The 14363-nt window shown below is 73.1% G+C and carries 18 protein-coding genes and 1 pseudogene; 6 read left to right on the top strand and 13 right to left on the bottom strand.

Translation table 11 applies throughout. The features are described 5' to 3' along the window. A complete protein-coding gene (locus AB0C25_RS01395) occupies positions 1–2319 on the bottom strand; it encodes a diguanylate cyclase (RefSeq protein ID WP_357368397.1) in 2319 nt (772 codons plus the stop codon). An 85-nt stretch (positions 2320–2404) separates the two neighbouring features. Here AB0C25_RS01395 and AB0C25_RS01390 point away from each other — a divergent pair, with 85 nt between their 5' ends. Beyond that, positions 2405–3082, top strand: coding sequence for a 5-formyltetrahydrofolate cyclo-ligase (locus AB0C25_RS01390; protein ID WP_357368395.1), 678 nt, complete (start codon positions 2405–2407; stop codon positions 3080–3082). Next, a pseudogene (locus tag AB0C25_RS01385) lies at positions 3079–3285 on the top strand (FmdB family zinc ribbon protein); the annotation flags it as partial. The gene AB0C25_RS01390 and the pseudogene AB0C25_RS01385, both read left to right, overlap by 4 nt. Positions 3286–3299: 14 nt before the next feature. Here the strand turns inward: AB0C25_RS01385 and AB0C25_RS01380 are convergent. After that, positions 3300–3647, bottom strand: coding sequence for a hypothetical protein (locus AB0C25_RS01380; protein WP_357369067.1), 348 nt, complete (start codon positions 3645–3647; stop codon positions 3300–3302). A 212-nt stretch (positions 3648–3859) separates the two neighbouring features. On the opposite strand from AB0C25_RS01380, the gene AB0C25_RS01375 reads away from it, so the two are divergent. Further along, positions 3860–4375 carry a flagellar biosynthesis protein FlgA gene (locus tag AB0C25_RS01375; RefSeq protein WP_357368393.1) on the top strand — a complete coding sequence of 172 codons (516 nt, stop codon included), beginning with the start codon at positions 3860–3862 and terminating at the stop codon, positions 4373–4375. Positions 4376–4404: 29 nt separating this feature from the next. On the opposite strand, the gene AB0C25_RS01370 is transcribed toward AB0C25_RS01375, so the two are convergent. Continuing rightward, entirely contained in the window at positions 4405–4584 is a 180-nt protein-coding gene (locus tag AB0C25_RS01370; RefSeq protein WP_357369065.1) for a hypothetical protein, read from the bottom strand. A gap of 105 nt (positions 4585–4689) precedes the next feature. Between AB0C25_RS01370 and AB0C25_RS01365 the strand changes: the two genes are divergently transcribed. Beyond that, positions 4690–5022: a hypothetical protein gene (locus AB0C25_RS01365; RefSeq protein WP_357368391.1), complete on the top strand. Its 333-nt coding sequence runs from the start codon at positions 4690–4692 to the stop codon at positions 5020–5022. 6 nt (positions 5023–5028) lie between these two features. Here AB0C25_RS01365 and AB0C25_RS01360 read toward each other — a convergent pair whose 3' ends face one another. Next, positions 5029–5511 carry a hypothetical protein gene (locus AB0C25_RS01360; RefSeq protein WP_357369012.1) on the bottom strand — a complete coding sequence of 161 codons (483 nt, stop codon included), beginning with the start codon at positions 5509–5511 and terminating at the stop codon, positions 5029–5031. A gap of 205 nt (positions 5512–5716) precedes the next feature. Here AB0C25_RS01360 and AB0C25_RS01355 point away from each other — a divergent pair, with 205 nt between their 5' ends. Next, positions 5717–6145 (top strand): Fur family transcriptional regulator, encoded by a 429-nt coding sequence (locus AB0C25_RS01355; protein WP_357368389.1) that lies wholly within the window; start codon positions 5717–5719, stop codon positions 6143–6145. 60 nt (positions 6146–6205) lie between these two features. Then, positions 6206–7069 carry an oxygenase MpaB family protein gene (locus AB0C25_RS01350; protein WP_357368387.1) on the top strand — a complete coding sequence of 288 codons (864 nt, stop codon included), beginning with the start codon at positions 6206–6208 and terminating at the stop codon, positions 7067–7069. Between the two features lie 21 nt (positions 7070–7090). Here AB0C25_RS01350 and AB0C25_RS01345 read toward each other — a convergent pair whose 3' ends face one another. The 9 genes from AB0C25_RS01345 to AB0C25_RS01305 all read right to left on the bottom strand — a co-directional run bounded on the left by AB0C25_RS01345 (position 7091) and on the right by AB0C25_RS01305 (position 14348). Then, a complete protein-coding gene (locus AB0C25_RS01345) occupies positions 7091–8011 on the bottom strand; it encodes a PD-(D/E)XK nuclease family protein (protein ID WP_357368385.1) in 921 nt (306 codons plus the stop codon). Positions 8012–8055: 44 nt separating this feature from the next. Continuing rightward, positions 8056–8670: a MarC family protein gene (locus tag AB0C25_RS01340; RefSeq protein WP_357368383.1), complete on the bottom strand. Its 615-nt coding sequence runs from the start codon at positions 8668–8670 to the stop codon at positions 8056–8058. 41 nt (positions 8671–8711) lie between these two features. After that, positions 8712–9584: a PHP domain-containing protein gene (locus AB0C25_RS01335; protein ID WP_357368381.1), complete on the bottom strand. Its 873-nt coding sequence runs from the start codon at positions 9582–9584 to the stop codon at positions 8712–8714. Between the two features lie 57 nt (positions 9585–9641). Then, the gene (locus tag AB0C25_RS01330) at positions 9642–10901 is read right to left on the bottom strand and encodes a hypothetical protein (protein ID WP_357368379.1); all 1260 of its coding nucleotides are present in this window, start codon (positions 10899–10901) and stop codon (positions 9642–9644) included. Beyond that, positions 10898–11707, bottom strand: coding sequence for a SigE family RNA polymerase sigma factor (locus tag AB0C25_RS01325; RefSeq protein WP_357368377.1), 810 nt, complete (start codon positions 11705–11707; stop codon positions 10898–10900). The genes AB0C25_RS01330 and AB0C25_RS01325 overlap by 4 nt, the downstream gene beginning before the upstream one ends. Before the next feature lie 103 nt (positions 11708–11810). Then, positions 11811–12686: a PH domain-containing protein gene (locus tag AB0C25_RS01320; RefSeq protein WP_357368375.1), complete on the bottom strand. Its 876-nt coding sequence runs from the start codon at positions 12684–12686 to the stop codon at positions 11811–11813. Between the two features lie 6 nt (positions 12687–12692). Further along, positions 12693–12851 (bottom strand): hypothetical protein, encoded by a 159-nt coding sequence (locus AB0C25_RS01315; protein ID WP_007455302.1) that lies wholly within the window; start codon positions 12849–12851, stop codon positions 12693–12695. A 116-nt stretch (positions 12852–12967) separates the two neighbouring features. Then, entirely contained in the window at positions 12968–13645 is a 678-nt protein-coding gene (locus AB0C25_RS01310) for a DUF6758 family protein (RefSeq protein ID WP_357368373.1), read from the bottom strand. Between the two features lie 79 nt (positions 13646–13724). Further along, a complete protein-coding gene (locus tag AB0C25_RS01305) occupies positions 13725–14348 on the bottom strand; it encodes an RNA methyltransferase (RefSeq protein ID WP_357368371.1) in 624 nt (207 codons plus the stop codon). Positions 14349–14363 lie beyond the last annotated feature (15 nt).

Here is a 14363-nt window from a genome sequence, read left to right as displayed (position 1 = left end):
CTATCGGCCACGGCTCTGTCGCGGCGGGTGTGGCCCAGAAGACGCGCCGCCACCCGGCCCCGGCCGCGCCGGATCCGGGCCGGCGCGGGCCGCATCCGCGTCGATGTCCGCCGGGTCGTCGGCCGGGTCGGGCCACGTGTGCGCCGGCGACCCTTCCGGTACGCCCACCGCCGGCTCCGACCGGGCGGACCCGCCCGGCTCCCGGTTGAGAGGCACCGGCTGGCCGGCGCGCGGCAGCCCGTCGGGTGGACTGACCGCACCCGCGAGCACCGGTATCTCCCGGGTGGCCACGTCCGGGCGTACCTCGGCGACCCGGTAGGTGTCGCGGCCGGCCGCCTTGGCCGCGTAGAGCGCGTCGTCGGCGGCTTCCAACACCTCCCGCCCGGTACTGCCGTTGTCCGGGTAGACGGCGATGCCCACCGACACCGTCACCAGCACCGGCCCGGCGTACGCCTCGACGGCGATCGGCGTCTCGCGGACCGACGCGCCGAGCCGCTCGGCCACGATCGCCGCGCCCCGCGCGTCGGTCTCCGGCAGCAACAGCACGAATTCCTCACCGCCCTGCCGGAAGGCGAGGTCGACCTCGCGGATCTCGCCGCGCATCCGCCTGGCGAACTCGGCCAGCACCGTGTCCCCCGCGGCGTGCCCGTACGTGTCGTTGACGTCCTTGAACCGGTCGAGGTCCAGGGCGAGGACGCTGAGCATCCGCCCGAAGCGGCTGGCCCGTTCCACCTCACGTCGGATCGACTCGCGCAGGTAGCGGTAGTTCCACAGCCCGGTGAGCGGGTCGGTGAGGGAGAGCCGCTGGGCCTCCTCGTGCACCCGGACGTTGTCGACAGCCACCGCCGCGTGTCCGGCGAAGGTGCGCAGGGTGGCCAGGTCGTCGTCGTCGAACCCGTCGGCGCCCAGGCGGTCGTAGAGGGCCAGCACGCCGAGCGCCGCCGCCACGCCGGCCTCGTCGGCGGGGCCGGAGGATCCGCTGAGGGTGGCCGCGGCCGAGCCCGGGGTGGCGAACGGGACCGCGACGTACGTGCGGCAGCGTGGCTCGATCGACGGTGCGTCGGTCGGCTCCGCCCTCCCCCGCTGTGGTTCCCCGGTGGCGGCGACGGCGCCGACCACACCGACCCCGACCGGCACCCGGAGCGTCGGTGGCCCGTCCGCGTCCGCCTCCGGCCAGCGCCCGTCCAACCCCTCGGTGCACTGTGCGACGAGCATCCCGCCGGTCTCCACCAGCAGCACGGCGCCAGCACGCGCGCCGGTGGCGCCGATGGCGCTGCGCAGGATCACCCGCAGGATGCGTTGCAGGTCGTGCGTGCTGGCCAGGGTGTCGCCGAGCACCGCGAGGTGACCGCGGAGCTGGTCGCGGTTGCTGGTCAACGCCGCGACGTAGGAGCCGGTCTCCCGGGTCATCCGGTTGAACGCGGCGGCCAGCCGGCCCAACTCGTCGCGGCTGCGCACCGGCACCCGGGCGGTCAGGTCGCCGTGCGCCACCCGGTCGACCGCGCCAGCCAGCTCGATCAGCGGTCGGGTGGTCATCCGGGCCAGTCGCCAGGCGGTCAGCACGGCGAGCAGCGCGGCCACCACGACCACCCCGATCAGCGTGGCGTGCAGCCCCGCCGGGCGCTCGCTGGGCACGGAGACCACGAGCGGCAGCGGCTGCGCGTCGGAGGGTCCGACCCTGCGCACGTACCGGCCCTGGCTGGTCTCGGTCACCCGCTCACCGTTGACGGCGCTGGCGGCGGCCAGCACCGCGTCGCGTACCTCGCGGGATTCGGTCGTGTGGGTGACCCGGGCGGCGCTGGCTCCGCTGTCGAGCAGGGTGACCGCCACCCCGGTCACCGCCGCCAGCCGGGCCACGAATGCCGGGTCGACACGTTGCGCGGCGGTCACCGTGCCCAGCAGCGCGCCGCCGCGGTCGCGGAGGTCGACGTGGACGGCCAGCGCGCGGACCGGACCTGTCACATCCGTGGTCGGGCCGGAGCAGTCCCGCCACGGGGTCGACGGCGCCCCGGGCGACAGAAAGGTGGTCTCGCCGCTCACGTCGGTGATCAGCACCGCGGCGACCAGGCCCCGGCCGATCAGTTGGGCGGCGGCGACGGACGGATCGGCGCTGAGAGCCAGCACGTCGGCGGTGGCGCGGAGCTGCTGGCAGAGCGCGTCGACCGAGGTCCGCACGGTGGACGCCGCCACCGCCAGGCGCTCGGTGGAGCGGCTGCGGTCGACGGCGCTGACGGTGGAGGCGACGAAGAGCGCGCCGAGCAGGACCGGGCCGAGCACCACCACGAGGAAGGCTGCCGTCAACCGCCCGCGTAGCGTCACTCGGTCCCCCCGGAAGTTCCGCCTCCGTTGCTTGCGATGCTGACACAGTGCAACCGTGAGAGAGGCGTTGCGTCAGGAGTGTTGCGTGGCGGAATTTTCTGATGAAGCGGAAGTGACCCGAATGGCGAAGCGGGACGCCCGCGTCGAGCTGCTCGCCCGCCGCCGGGCGCTGAGCGGCCCCACCCGGGCCGTCGCCGCCGGGCGCGTGCAGGCCGAGCTGGTCACGCTGGTACGCCGGCTGCGCCCCCGCCGGATGACGGCGTACGTGCCGGTCGGCTCCGAGCCGGGCGGCGCGGACCTGCCGGAGGTGCTGCGAGCGGCCCTTCCGGCCGACGCCGAGCTGCTGCTGCCGGTCCTCCTCGACGACCTGGATCTGGACTGGGCGGCGTATACCGGGCCGGGGGCCTTGATCGCCGCCGGCCGGGGTATCCGGGAGCCGACCGGCGCCCGCCTCGGGGTGGCCGCCGCGGCGGAGGCGGACCTGGTGCTCGTACCGGCTCTCGCCGTCGACCGCCTCGGTCGGCGACTCGGACGCGGCGGCGGTTCGTACGACCGGGCACTGGCCCGGGTGCCCGAGACGACGCTGACGGTGGTTCCCCTGCACGACGGCGAGCTGGTCGAGGCGCTGCCGGCGGAACCACACGACCGTCGTGTCCGCGCGGTCGTCACCCCCGCCGACGGGGTGCGTACGCTTGACGCCGGCCCGGGTGCGCCGCATGATGTCGCGCCTCACACGTCCGCTGGACGAACCCGGGGCGAATGACGCACCATTGGCACTCGAATACGTCGAGTGCCAACTGGCTGAGCCCAGATCCGGAGGAGAACGTGCCCACGTACCAGTACGCCTGCACCACGTGCGGTCACCAGCTCGAGGCGGTGCAGTCCTTCTCTGACGAGCCGCTGACCGAGTGCCCGGCGTGTCAGGGGCGGCTGCGGAAGGTCTTCAACTCGGTCGGCATCGTCTTCAAGGGTTCGGGCTTCTACCGCACCGACTCCCGGGCGTCCGGCTCCGAGGCGACGGCCGGCGGCACGACCGGCAAGCCCGGTAAGTCCGAGTCATCGTCCTCGGGTGCGGACTCCGGGTCGTCTGGCTCGTCGTCCTCGGGTTCGTCCTCGTCGTCGTCGGGTTCGTCGTCCGGGTCGTCGTCCGGGTCGTCCTCGTCGGGCTCGGGCTCGTCGGGGTCGTCCTCGTCCGGCGGGTCGAGCGGCGGCGGCAAGGCCGCGGCGGCCAGTTCCGCGTCCTGACCCGCCAGCGTCGACTCGCTCGGCGACCACACTTTGATCCACTCGGGTTCACGGAACGCGGCCCGTCCAGGCGGGCCGGACACCCCGGCTTCCGTGACCCCGAGTCGATCAGCGCACTGCCGGGCTCGGCCCAACCGTCCGCGTAGCAGATCGAGCCGGCAGACGGGCGTTGTCCACAGGCCGTCCGGTTATCCACAGGCGCCGGCGAACGGCCGGTTGACCAGGGCGTGAGCCGCCTAGTCTGCCGCCCATGGGTCGTCACTGCGACGTCCCTGGGCGGGAGGCGACAGAGGCGATGGGCGATCCAGACTCCGCGCGGGCGTTACGTCCGTTGCGCCGACCAGCCCTGCCCGGCGGACCCGTCCTGCTCCGGGCCGGCCTGGTCGCCGCCCTGCTCGGCCTGGCCGCCGCCGTCCTGCACACGCCGACCGGCTGCCCGCCGCCCGCCGCGCCCACCGAGGGGCCGACGGGAACGGCTGCCACGTCCAGGGGCGGCACAACCACCGACAGCGGCACGGCGGGTCCGCTGCCGCTGCCGAACGGCGCTGTCGGGGTGCCGGTCCGGCTGGCCGAGCCGGCCGCCCTGGCGGTGGCCCGTCCAGGAGTCCGGGTCGACCTGCTCGCGGTGCCACCGGGCGGGGTGGGCACGGCAGCGGCGTTGCTCGCTCCGGCGGCGCTGGTGCTGGACGTGTTGGGCGCCGACCCGACCGACAGGTCCCCGACGCTCTATCTGGCGCTTCGTCCGGACCAGGCGCAACGCACCGCCGGGTTACCGGAGGGCACGCGCTTCGCGATTGTCGTCCACGACTGAGCCGCGCCGGGAGGTCGCCGCGCTCGGCGTCAGTCCCAGTGCGGGGGACGCTCGGCGAGCAGCCAGTCGTCGTTGCCAGCCGCCCGCTCGCCCCAGCCCCGGTCGGTGTCGTCGGAGGTCTGCTCGGGCAGCACCACGAAGTCCTCGCTCAGGTCGACGGTGCGGTCGTCGTCCGGCGCGGCCTGGTTGCCGGGGTCCATGGGGCTCACGAGCGGCAAGACTAGCGCAGCGGACGGGCAGTGGACCGGTCGCCGACGGTGGCGCGTCGCGCAGAAGCGGACGGGCCGCCGGTCGCGTTGGTAGCGTCGGACGGCGTGACGACCCCCAGCGGTGGCAGCACCCCGGACGACTACTGGCGACGGCCCGGCACCGGTGACGAAGCGGTGGCGGCCCAGCCCTCCGCGGCGTCCACGAGCACCCCCGCGAGCGGCTATGTCGGCCCGCCGCCGACCGTGCCGCCGCCGGCCGGGTGGCGGCCACCCGTACATCTGCGGCCGGCGCCGCCACGACGGCTGCCGCCGCAGGACATGGCCGAGTTGGACGCGGCTGAGCAGCGCTCGCAGCGGGTCACCTACGGCTTCGGGGTGGGGGCCGCCGTGGTGCTGGTGGTCGTGGTCTGCCTGCTCTGCTCGCGAATCATCTTCTGAAGCGGGTCAGAGGGTGGTGCCCCAGACGGCCTCGGCGCCGCTGTGGCCGGTGAGGTAGACGTAGACCAGGGCGGCGATGGACAGCGCCACGACCGCCACCGCCAGCACGGGGGTGACAAGCGTCGGCAGCCGCGGCACCCGGGGATGCCCACTGGTCGCCACCAGCAGCAGAATGGCCCCGATCCCGAGCGGCACCACGATCCGGAAGAGGATGTCGCCGTAGCGGGAGTGATCGAAGATCTGGTCGAGGATCGGTCCCTGGAAGCCCCGGGCGACAAGCGCGTCGGTGAACACCTCACCCGACCTGACGGCCACGAACGCGGTCACCGGCGCCGCCACGGCGAGGAGGCCCAGGGCCCAGTCCAGCCGGTGCCGCCACCGCGGCAGCCCCACGTACGCCATGGCCAGCACCGCCAGCAGCGGCACGAACACGACGACCGCGTGGACCACCAGGACGTGTCCCGGCAGACCGAGGATCTCCTCGAACATCGAACCCTCCAGGTGGATCATGGTCAGGAGAGCGCAGGCGTACGGTCCGACCGGGCCGTCCGCAGGCTCTCGACCGGTCACACGCGCGCCGCGTCGATCGGGTTCACCGTCGGAGGCCGCAGGCCCGATCTTCCCGGGCTGTGTCGGCGACCACCCGGGCCGGGCGACGGTTGTCGATGCTTGTCGCGCGTGCTGTCATTGGCGCATGTCCGCCGCGGAGGAGCTGCTGCGATCGAAGGGCCTGCGTGTCACGCGGCCCCGCCTCGCCGTGCTCGACGTGCTGGCCGACGGCGGTCACCTGGAGGTCGACGAGATCAGCCGGCGCGTCCGGGAACGCCTCGACTCGGTCTCCACCCAGGCGGTGTACGACGTGCTGGGCGCGCTGTCCCGGGCCGGGTTGTCCCGCCGGATCGAGCCGGCCGGCGGTCCCGCCCGCTACGAGGCGCGTGTCGGCGACAACCACCATCACGTGGTGTGCCGGGGCTGCGGCGAGATCGCCGACATCGACTGCGCGGTGGGCAGCGCACCGTGTCTGGAGCCGAACGTGACGCACGGGTTCGAGGTGGACGAGGCCGAAGTGACCTTCTGGGGTCTCTGCCCGGGCTGCCGGGAGCGCCGCGCCGCCGACGTGTGACCCCGCGGCGCCGACGGGACGTGTCCGACAGGGTCGGCCCGAGCGTGGCACTCTTGGGCGGTGGACTCCGATGACCTCGGCCTCTTCGGTCCAGGTTCGGTCACGTGGAAGGTGCACGAGGAGCCGATCCTGATCGTCGCCGGCCTGCGCTCGCTCTACCTCCAGGCGTTGCACCCTCGGGCGATGGCCGGGGTCGCGCAGAACAGCAACTACCGCACCGACGCGTGGGGCCGGCTGGTCCGCACCGCCACCTATGTCGCGACCACCGTCTACGGGACCACCGTGGAGGCGGAGGCGGCCGGAGCCCGGCTGCGCCGACTGCACGACCGGCTGCGGGCCACCGACCTGCGCACCGGCGAGGAGTTCCGGATCGACGAGCCGGACCTGCTGCGCTGGGTGCATGTCACCGAGGTGGAGTCGTTCCTCAGCACGGCCCGGCGAGCCGGGCTGCCGCTGAGCGACGACGAGGTGGACGGCTACTACACCGAGCAGCGCCGATCCGCCGAGCTGGTCGGTCTGGACCCGGCCACCGTGCCGGGCACCGCGGCCGAGGTCGAGGACTACTACCGCGACGTACGGCCGGAGCTGCGGATGACCCGCGAGGCAGCCGAGACGGCGATCTTCCTCACCGCTCCGCCGCTGCCGTGGAAGCTCAGCCTGCCGGCCCGGTTGGGGCTCACCCTCGGCCCACCCCGCTGGGCGTACCTGGGGATCGCCGGCACCGCCTTCGCACTGCTGCCGGCCTGGGCGCGCCGGATGTACGGCGGGCTCGGTCTGCCGACCACCGCGGTGTCGGCGGACCTGACCGTGCGCGCGCTGCGGCTCGCGTTCGCCGCCGTGCCCCGTCGTTACCTGGAGGGGCCGTTGATCCAGGCCGCCAAGGAGCGGGCCGCGCGTCACGCCGCCAGCCAACTGGCCTGCTGACCGGGCCGCCGCCACCCGAGGTCAGCCGTCGACGTGCCGGTCCATGGCCGCCCACGGCTCCTTGCCCGGCACCTGCGCGCCCGTCGGGCAGTGTCGCCGGAAGTCGCACCAGCCACAGCGCGGGCCGGGCGCCACCGGGAACGCCTCGTCCGCGTCGGCGCCGTCCGCGACCGCCCGTTCGGCGGCCATGATGTCGTGGGCCGTCTCCTCCGCGCGGGTCAACTGCCGGGCCAGCGACTCGACGGTGTGGTCGTGGCCGGCGACCGTCCCGGTCGGCAGGTGGTGCAGCTCCACCCGACGGCACGGCTTGCGGAACACCCGCTCGGCCGCGTACGCGTAGAGCGCCAACGCCTGCGAACCCCGGGCGTCGTCGGTGTCCAGACCGGTGCGGCCGGTCTTGTAGTCGACGATGACCAGCTCGGGCCCATCCGGCCCGGGTCGTGAGTCGATCCGGTCGGTGCGGCCGTTGAACGCCAGCACCGCGGTCTTGACCGCCACCACCCGCTCCACGCCGAGCGGGTCCGAGTCGGCGTCGAGCGTCTCGACGTACGCCTCCAACCAGCCCAGCGCCCGCCGATAGGCGGCCCGCTCCTGCTCGTCGTCGCGGTAACCCTCGCGGACCCAGGTGCCCTTGAGCAGGGTGGCCAGGGCTTCGGGGCGACGCCGGTCGGCGGGCAACGCATACCAGTTCTTCAGGGCGGTGTGCACGCTGGCGCCGAGCGAGTTGTGCGCCCACGGCGGGCCCTTGGGCGGGGCCGGCCGGTCGACGTAGGAGTAGCGGTAGCGGCGCGGGCAGTCCGCGTACGCACCGAGTTTGCTCGGGGTGCAGACGAACAGGCGCTCCGGCATGCCCTCGAAGCCAAGCTGCTCGGCATCGCCGGCGCGCTGTCGGGGAGCCCGGCCACCGGCCGCCGGCCGTCCCGCTGAGGAGGATCGTCGCACGCCTGCGATCCTGCCACCCACCCCCGACACCGTGCGGGAGCCGGTCAGGTCATGTTCACGTACTGGGTGACGAACGCGAACACCGCGTCGGCGATGAGTTGCACGGCGATCGCGGCCAGCAGCAGACCGGCGATCCTGGTCAGCACCTCGATCCCGCCCGGCCGGAGGATCTTCACGATGCCGCCGGAGAAGCGGAGGACGATCCACACCGCGAGCATCACGGCGAGGATCGCCACGGCGATGGCCGTGAAGTCAGCGAACCCGTCGGCCTGCTGGACGAAGAGCATGGTCGCCACGATGGCGCCCGGACCGGCCAGCAGCGGGGTGCCCAGCGGCACCAGCGCGATGTTCGAGGTGGCGTCCGTGCTCGGGCCGTCGGTCTTCCCGGTGAGCAGCTCCAGTGCGACGAGCACGAGCAGCAGCCCACCGGCCGCCTGCAACGCCGGCAGGTCCACGTGCAGGTAGTCCAGCAGGGTCTGCCCCGCCACCGCGAAGACCACGATCACGCCCAACGCGAGCGTGACAGCCTGCCAGGCGGCCCGGTTACGGTCCCGCGCGGGCAGCGGGCCGGTCAACGCCAGGAAGATCGGCATCATGCCCGGCGGGTCGGTGATCACCAGCAGGGTCACGAAGACCTCGCCGAACAGCTTCAGATCCACGTGATCAACCTAGCCGCGCCACAGTGGGCAAAATACCCGGATCAGCCCGAAGCGACCTCGGTCACCCCGTCGGCGACGATCCGCTCGTACGCATCGACGCTCGTGGTGAAGGCACCGAGCTGGACGGATTTGTGGGTGCCATGGAAATCCGACGAGCCGGTGACGAACATTCCCAACTCGGCGGCGAGCGCCCGCACGTGCTCCCGTTCGGCCGGGCTGTGGTCCTCGTGGTCGGCCTCGAGCCCGGCCAGCCCCGCGGCGGCCAGCTCGGCGATCAACTCGTCGGGCACCACCCGACCGCGCCGAGTGGCCCGGGGGTGGGCGAAGACCGGCACGCCGCCCGCCGACCGGACCAGGTGGATCGCCCGGAACACGTCGATGTCGTCCTTGGGCAGCCGGTAGCGCTCGCCCAGCCAGTCCGGGCCGAACGCCTCCCGGGTGCTGCCGACCAGGCCGGCCCGGATCAGCGCCTGCGCGATGTGCGGGCGGCCGACGGTGCCGCCGCCGGCACCGGCCAGGATGTCCGGCCAGCTCACGTCGATGCCGTCGGCTCGCAGCAGCTCGACGATCCGTTCGCCGCGCTCCTCCCGGGCGGCTCGCACCCGGCCCAGCTCGGCCACCAGTTCCGGGTGGTCCGGGTCGAACAGGTACGCGAGCAGGTGCAGCGGCACCGCCGGCCGGGTGCCGGACCATCGACACGACAGCTCCGCCCCCCGGATCAGGCGTAGTCCCGGTGGCAGCGCCCGCACGGCCGGCGCCCAACCGGCGGTGGTGTCGTGGTCGGTGATCGCCAGCACGTCCAGCCCCGCCTCGGCGGCAGCCCGAACCAGCTCAGCCGGGGGCAGCGTGCCGTCGCTGGCCGTCGAGTGGGTGTGCAGGTCGATACGCGGGGCGGAGCCGGTACGCGAGGTCACCGTCCGACGCTACCGAGGTACAACCGAGCCCGGCTCACGGAGGTCACCTCGAGCGGATCAGAGGCCGGCCACCAGGACCGGCCGGTCCCCGGCCGGCACTCCGGAGACCGCGGCGGGGCTCGCGGGTGTCCCTGCCCGCACCCGGGCGACGTCGACCTGGACCAGCGCGCCGGCGGCGTCGAGGTAGGAGGCGTGGGTCTCGTCGGTCCAGACGATCGCACCGGTGATCGGTGGCCCGGCCGAGACGGCTGTCGGGTTCGATCCAAGCCGCCGCAGGTCGACCAGCAGTGCCTGGCTGGTCTTGCCGACCCGCCCGTTCACCAACAGCCACCGCCCGTCGGCGGAGATCTCTCCGACGCCGTCCTGGCTGAGCTCCGGCCCGCAGCCGGTCTCGACGGGGTGCAGGTGACGGGTCGGGTCGAGCACGGCCAGGCAGGTCCGACCCGGGTCGGTGGAGATCTGCCCGACGAGCCGCCCGTCGGGCAGCCTCCCGTAGAAGTTGAGGGTCTCCTGGTCGACGGCCTCGGTCAACGGCCCCGCGCCGGGCCGCCAGAGGGCGTGGCCGGCGTCCGCCGGGTCGGGTCGGACCAGCACGCTGTCGCCGACGAACCGGACGGGCACCGCTCCGGCGGGCGCCGCGGTGCGCGCCGCACCGATGAGTTGACCGCCGACCACCCCCGCCACCAGCAGATCGCTGCCGTCCCGCCAGGCGACCTGGCGGCTGTCCGGGGCCAGCACGATCGAACCCGCTCCGGCAAGCAGCACCTGCACCAGGCCGTCGTTCTGCACCACCCGGAGGAAGCGGCCCGCGGTGGTCTGCGTACTGACCACCAGCCAACCGCCGCCACCGGACAGGGGCTGGGCGCTTTCGGCCGATCCGACGTCGGGCAGCACCAGCCGTCGGCCGTCGGGGCCGACAAGCGTCTCGGTCCCGAGCAGGGCCGCCGACGGTCCGGGCGAGGGATCGGCGCCGGAAGCGCTGCCGGTCGGGATCGGCCGACCGGACAGGTCCGGGTCACCGATCACCACGATGGGTGAACCCTCGCGTCCGGTCTCGGCCCCGAGCTGTGCCATGCCGGCGCTGAGCAGGACGGTGGCGACCGCCCCGATGGCCAGGCCGACCGCGGTACGCCGCCGCCGGATCCGGTTCGCGCGACGGATGGCCTGGCCCGCCGGGTCGACGCCCTGTGGGCGGGCGAGGGCGACCTGGCGCGAGAGGGTCTCCCGCACCGCACCTTCCAACTCCTCCGGCCGCACCTGGTAAGAACGCCGCGGGCCGTCCGTCCGGTTGTCGGGCTGGCCCGGCAATGCGCTCACTGCTGCTCCCCGGGGCCAGTGCCGACGGGCACGGGCGCCGGGGCGGAGGGGAGCACGACCTGCGGGCCGATCGGCTGCGGCGCGGCCGGGCGGGGAGTGGCCGGGCGGGGCTCGGGGCGGCCGGCCGACTGGCGCGCTCTGCGCGCGGCGGCGGCACCGGCGGTCGGGGCCGGTCCGGTCGGGGCGCTCGAGCCGCCGGACCGGCCGGCAGAGGCGGCCGGCCGACCGGCAGCACCGGCAGCGGCCGGTCGACTGCCAGCACCGGCTGTCGCCGGCCGACCGGCAGCACCGGCTGCGGCGGTCAGGTCCGGCGTGTCGGCGCCCATCCGACGGCGCAGGGTGGCCAACGCCCGGGACGACTGACTCTTCACCGTGCCCGGTGAGATGTTCAGCATCGCGGCGGTCTGCGCCTCCGACATGTCCTCGTAGTAGCGGAGCACCAGCACCGCCCGCTGCCGGGTGGGCAACTCGCGGAGGTGCCGCCAGAGCAGGTCCCGGTCGAGTTGCTGCGAGATCTCGTCGACACCGGCGCGTTCCGGCAGCACCTCGGTGGGGCGTTCACCGTGCCAGCGTCGCCGCCACCAACTGGTCGACGTGTTGACCATCACGCGTCGGGCGTACGACTCGACGGCCTCGATCCCCCCGAGCCGCTTCCAGGCGAGGTAGGTCTTGGTCAGCGCGGTCTGGAGCAGATCCTCGGCCGTGGCCCAGTCGCCGGCGAGCAGATAGGCGGTGCGGAGGAGCGCGGCGGAGCGGGCCGCGACGAACTCGCGGAACTGCTCCTCCAACGGATCCCTGCTCGCCACCGCCCACCTCCACGCCCCAGCCGTCCTGGCAGAGTGCCACGTCAGAGGCGTACCGGTCCATGGCGAAAGGTGCGCACTTGCTCCGATGTTCGGTCGGAAACCTTCACGCCCCGTCGTCGGCCTTGGCCTCGTCGGCCTCCTTGCCGAGCCGAGCCTCGACTGCCTGCGGCTCGTACATCTCCTCGACCACACGCAGGTAGAGCTCGTTCGGGTTGGGCAGATTCTTGACCTCGCGGAGCGCCTGTTCCTGGCCGGCGGACTCCAGCACGAAGGTGCCGTAGTTGAGGGCGCGCCCCGTCGGCGTCTGCTCGTACTTCATATCGGTGACCCGGACCAGCGGCATCATCGCCACCTTGCGGGTCACGATGCCGTTGACAACCATGACCCGCTTGTTGGTCAGGATGAAACGGTCATACCACCAGTCGGCGACCTTCCACGCCACCCACCCCATCACCGCGAACCAGAGCAGCACGGCGATGGTGGTCAGCACGCCCACGTCGTTGCCGGCGAGGAAGCCGGAGAGGTAGCCGAGCACGAAGGTCGCCGCGACGCCGATGAGAAGTGGGTTGGTGAGGTGGATCCAGTGCCGCTTCCACTCACCCCGGTAGCGCTCGGTCGGGAAGAGGTAGCGGGCGACCAGCGAGCTGGGCTCGTCCTCCAGGGGCAGCACCCGCCGAGGAGTCGCGCCCGTCGCGTCGGCGCGCAACCCGGCCAGCTCGTCCTCGGAGATCTGCGGCTGCTGGTAGCCGGCCTCCGGGTCCCGGATCCACCCTCGACCCGAACGGCCCTGGCCGGCGTAGCCGGGCCCGTCGCCATAGCCGACGTCGTCCGAAAGGGACGGACCGTCGGACAGGCCGGGACCGGCCCCGTAGTCCGGGCCGTCATCAGGCCCGATCCGTGGGATCGGCTCGGTGTCTCGCTCGCGACGTTCCCGGTCGGGGCCGTCCGGGTCGAAGGGTGGACCGGAAGGGCTGCCCATCGGCGGTTAAGCGACGAGGCTGGTGAAGAAGTCGCCGAACCCCTGGGCGATATCCATGATCCCGCCGCCGAGCGACTTGAACACATCCGCCGCAGAGTTTGGCCGGTAGGCGACGAAGAAGATCAAGAATGCGATTCCGGCCCAGGTGAGGACCTTCTTGACCATGGCGGGCCATCCTCTCGCGCGGCGCCGGGTCCCATTACCGCAGCGGCACCCAGAGTATCAGTGTGGTGTCGTACAGTGAAGATCTGCGTCCGTTCTCCGTCAACCCGGAAAGCTTGTCAAGCCCTCCCGGGTAGGTACGGGGACGGTGCGCCGTACACGAGCTCGGGCGGAGTCCACTCGGTCAGGTCGTGTAACACGACGTCTTCCGCGAGGAGATGACCCGCACTCGCCGGCCAGGCTATCGCATGGAGCCACATTCCCCGAGCTTCGCCGGCGTACGCGCTTCGATCCGTCGGGGAATTAACCAACCACAGTGGAGTCGGATGGCCGCCGACCTTGATCTTCGCCTGTCCGACGTGGTCGGGGTGACCTGGCCCCGGATCGGTAAGCGCGCCGACCAACTCCGGCCCCGGGTCCGGGCCGGACAGCCCGGCGAGTCGGGTGCCCAGGCCCACACCGGGCTCCTCGGCCACGAAGACGAGATCCGCCGGACCACCACCGAGTGGCGCCGGACCGGCGCAGGCCACCGCGGTCGCCCGCACTCCCGTCCGGTCGTCCCCGGCGTACGCCACGCCGGTGAGTGTCCAACCGGGGGGCAGCGGCCACGGGCACCACAACGGCGTCACCGGTGGATCGCCGGTCGCGGTGATCTGCTCCACCACGCTCGCCACGATCTCCGCTCCGATGTGCTCGGGCACGTGCAACGGCGGCACCGGGCCACAGCGCACGCACCTCGAGTCGGTGTGCATCAGATCCGGCGCCCGTACCGGGCCCCCGCATCTCGGACAACTCACCGCGACACTCACATCCCCACCGTCTCCCCGGACCGCCGGCACGTCAAGCCGGAACGTCCGATTCGGCACCGTACGTGGGTCAGTCCGGCGGCGCGCCGGCGTGCGCACGGATCCAGGCGTGCATCGCGATACCGCTGGCCACGCCCGCGTTGATCGATCTCGTCGAGCCGTACTGGGCGATCGAGTAGAGCTGGTCGCACGCCGCGCGGGCCGGCGCGGAGAGACCGGGTCCCTCCTGACCGAACAGCAACACACAGCTCCGGGGCAGGGTGCCGGTCTCCAGCGGGAGTGAGCCGGGCAGGTTGTCGATGCCGAACACCGGCAGTCGCCGATCGGCCGCCCAGCCGACGAACTCCTCGATCGTCTCGTGGTGTCGCACGTGCTGGTAGCGATCGGTCACCATGGCACCGCGCCGGTTCCACCGACGCCGCCCGACGATGTGCACCTCGGCGGCGTTGAACGCGTTGGCGTTGCGGACCACCGTGCCGATGTTGAAGTCGTGCTGCCAGTTCTCGATCGCGACGTGGAAGCCGTGCCGGTGCCGGTCCAGGTCGGCGACGATCGCCTCGTGCCGCCAGTAGCGGTAGCGGTCGACGACGTTGCGCCGATCCCCCTCCGCCAGCAACTGCGGGTCATAGCGAGGGTCGTCCGGTGGGTCCCCCGGCCAGGGGCCCACGCCCACCTCAAGCTGGTCGTCGGTCACGATCACCAGAGGGTA

Origin of the sequence: Micromonospora sp. NPDC048839 (assembly GCF_040649915.1) — a bacterium.
GTDB lineage: Bacteria > Actinomycetota > Actinomycetes > Mycobacteriales > Micromonosporaceae > Micromonospora.
Note: the sequence above shows the minus strand (reverse complement) of the source record. Positions and strands in the feature narration are given on the sequence as shown.

Coding starts and splice junctions, on each gene's coding strand:
- AB0C25_RS01360 (WP_357369012.1), bottom strand. CDS start 5,511: ATGTTCGAGGAGATCCTCGGTCTGCCGGGACACGTCCTGGTGGTCCAC.
- AB0C25_RS01375 (WP_357368393.1), top strand. CDS start 3,860: ATGGGCGATCCAGACTCCGCGCGGGCGTTACGTCCGTTGCGCCGACCA.
- AB0C25_RS01315 (WP_007455302.1), bottom strand. CDS start 12,851: ATGGTCAAGAAGGTCCTCACCTGGGCCGGAATCGCATTCTTGATCTTC.
- AB0C25_RS01355 (WP_357368389.1), top strand. CDS start 5,717: ATGTCCGCCGCGGAGGAGCTGCTGCGATCGAAGGGCCTGCGTGTCACG.
- AB0C25_RS01320 (WP_357368375.1), bottom strand. CDS start 12,686: ATGGGCAGCCCTTCCGGTCCACCCTTCGACCCGGACGGCCCCGACCGG.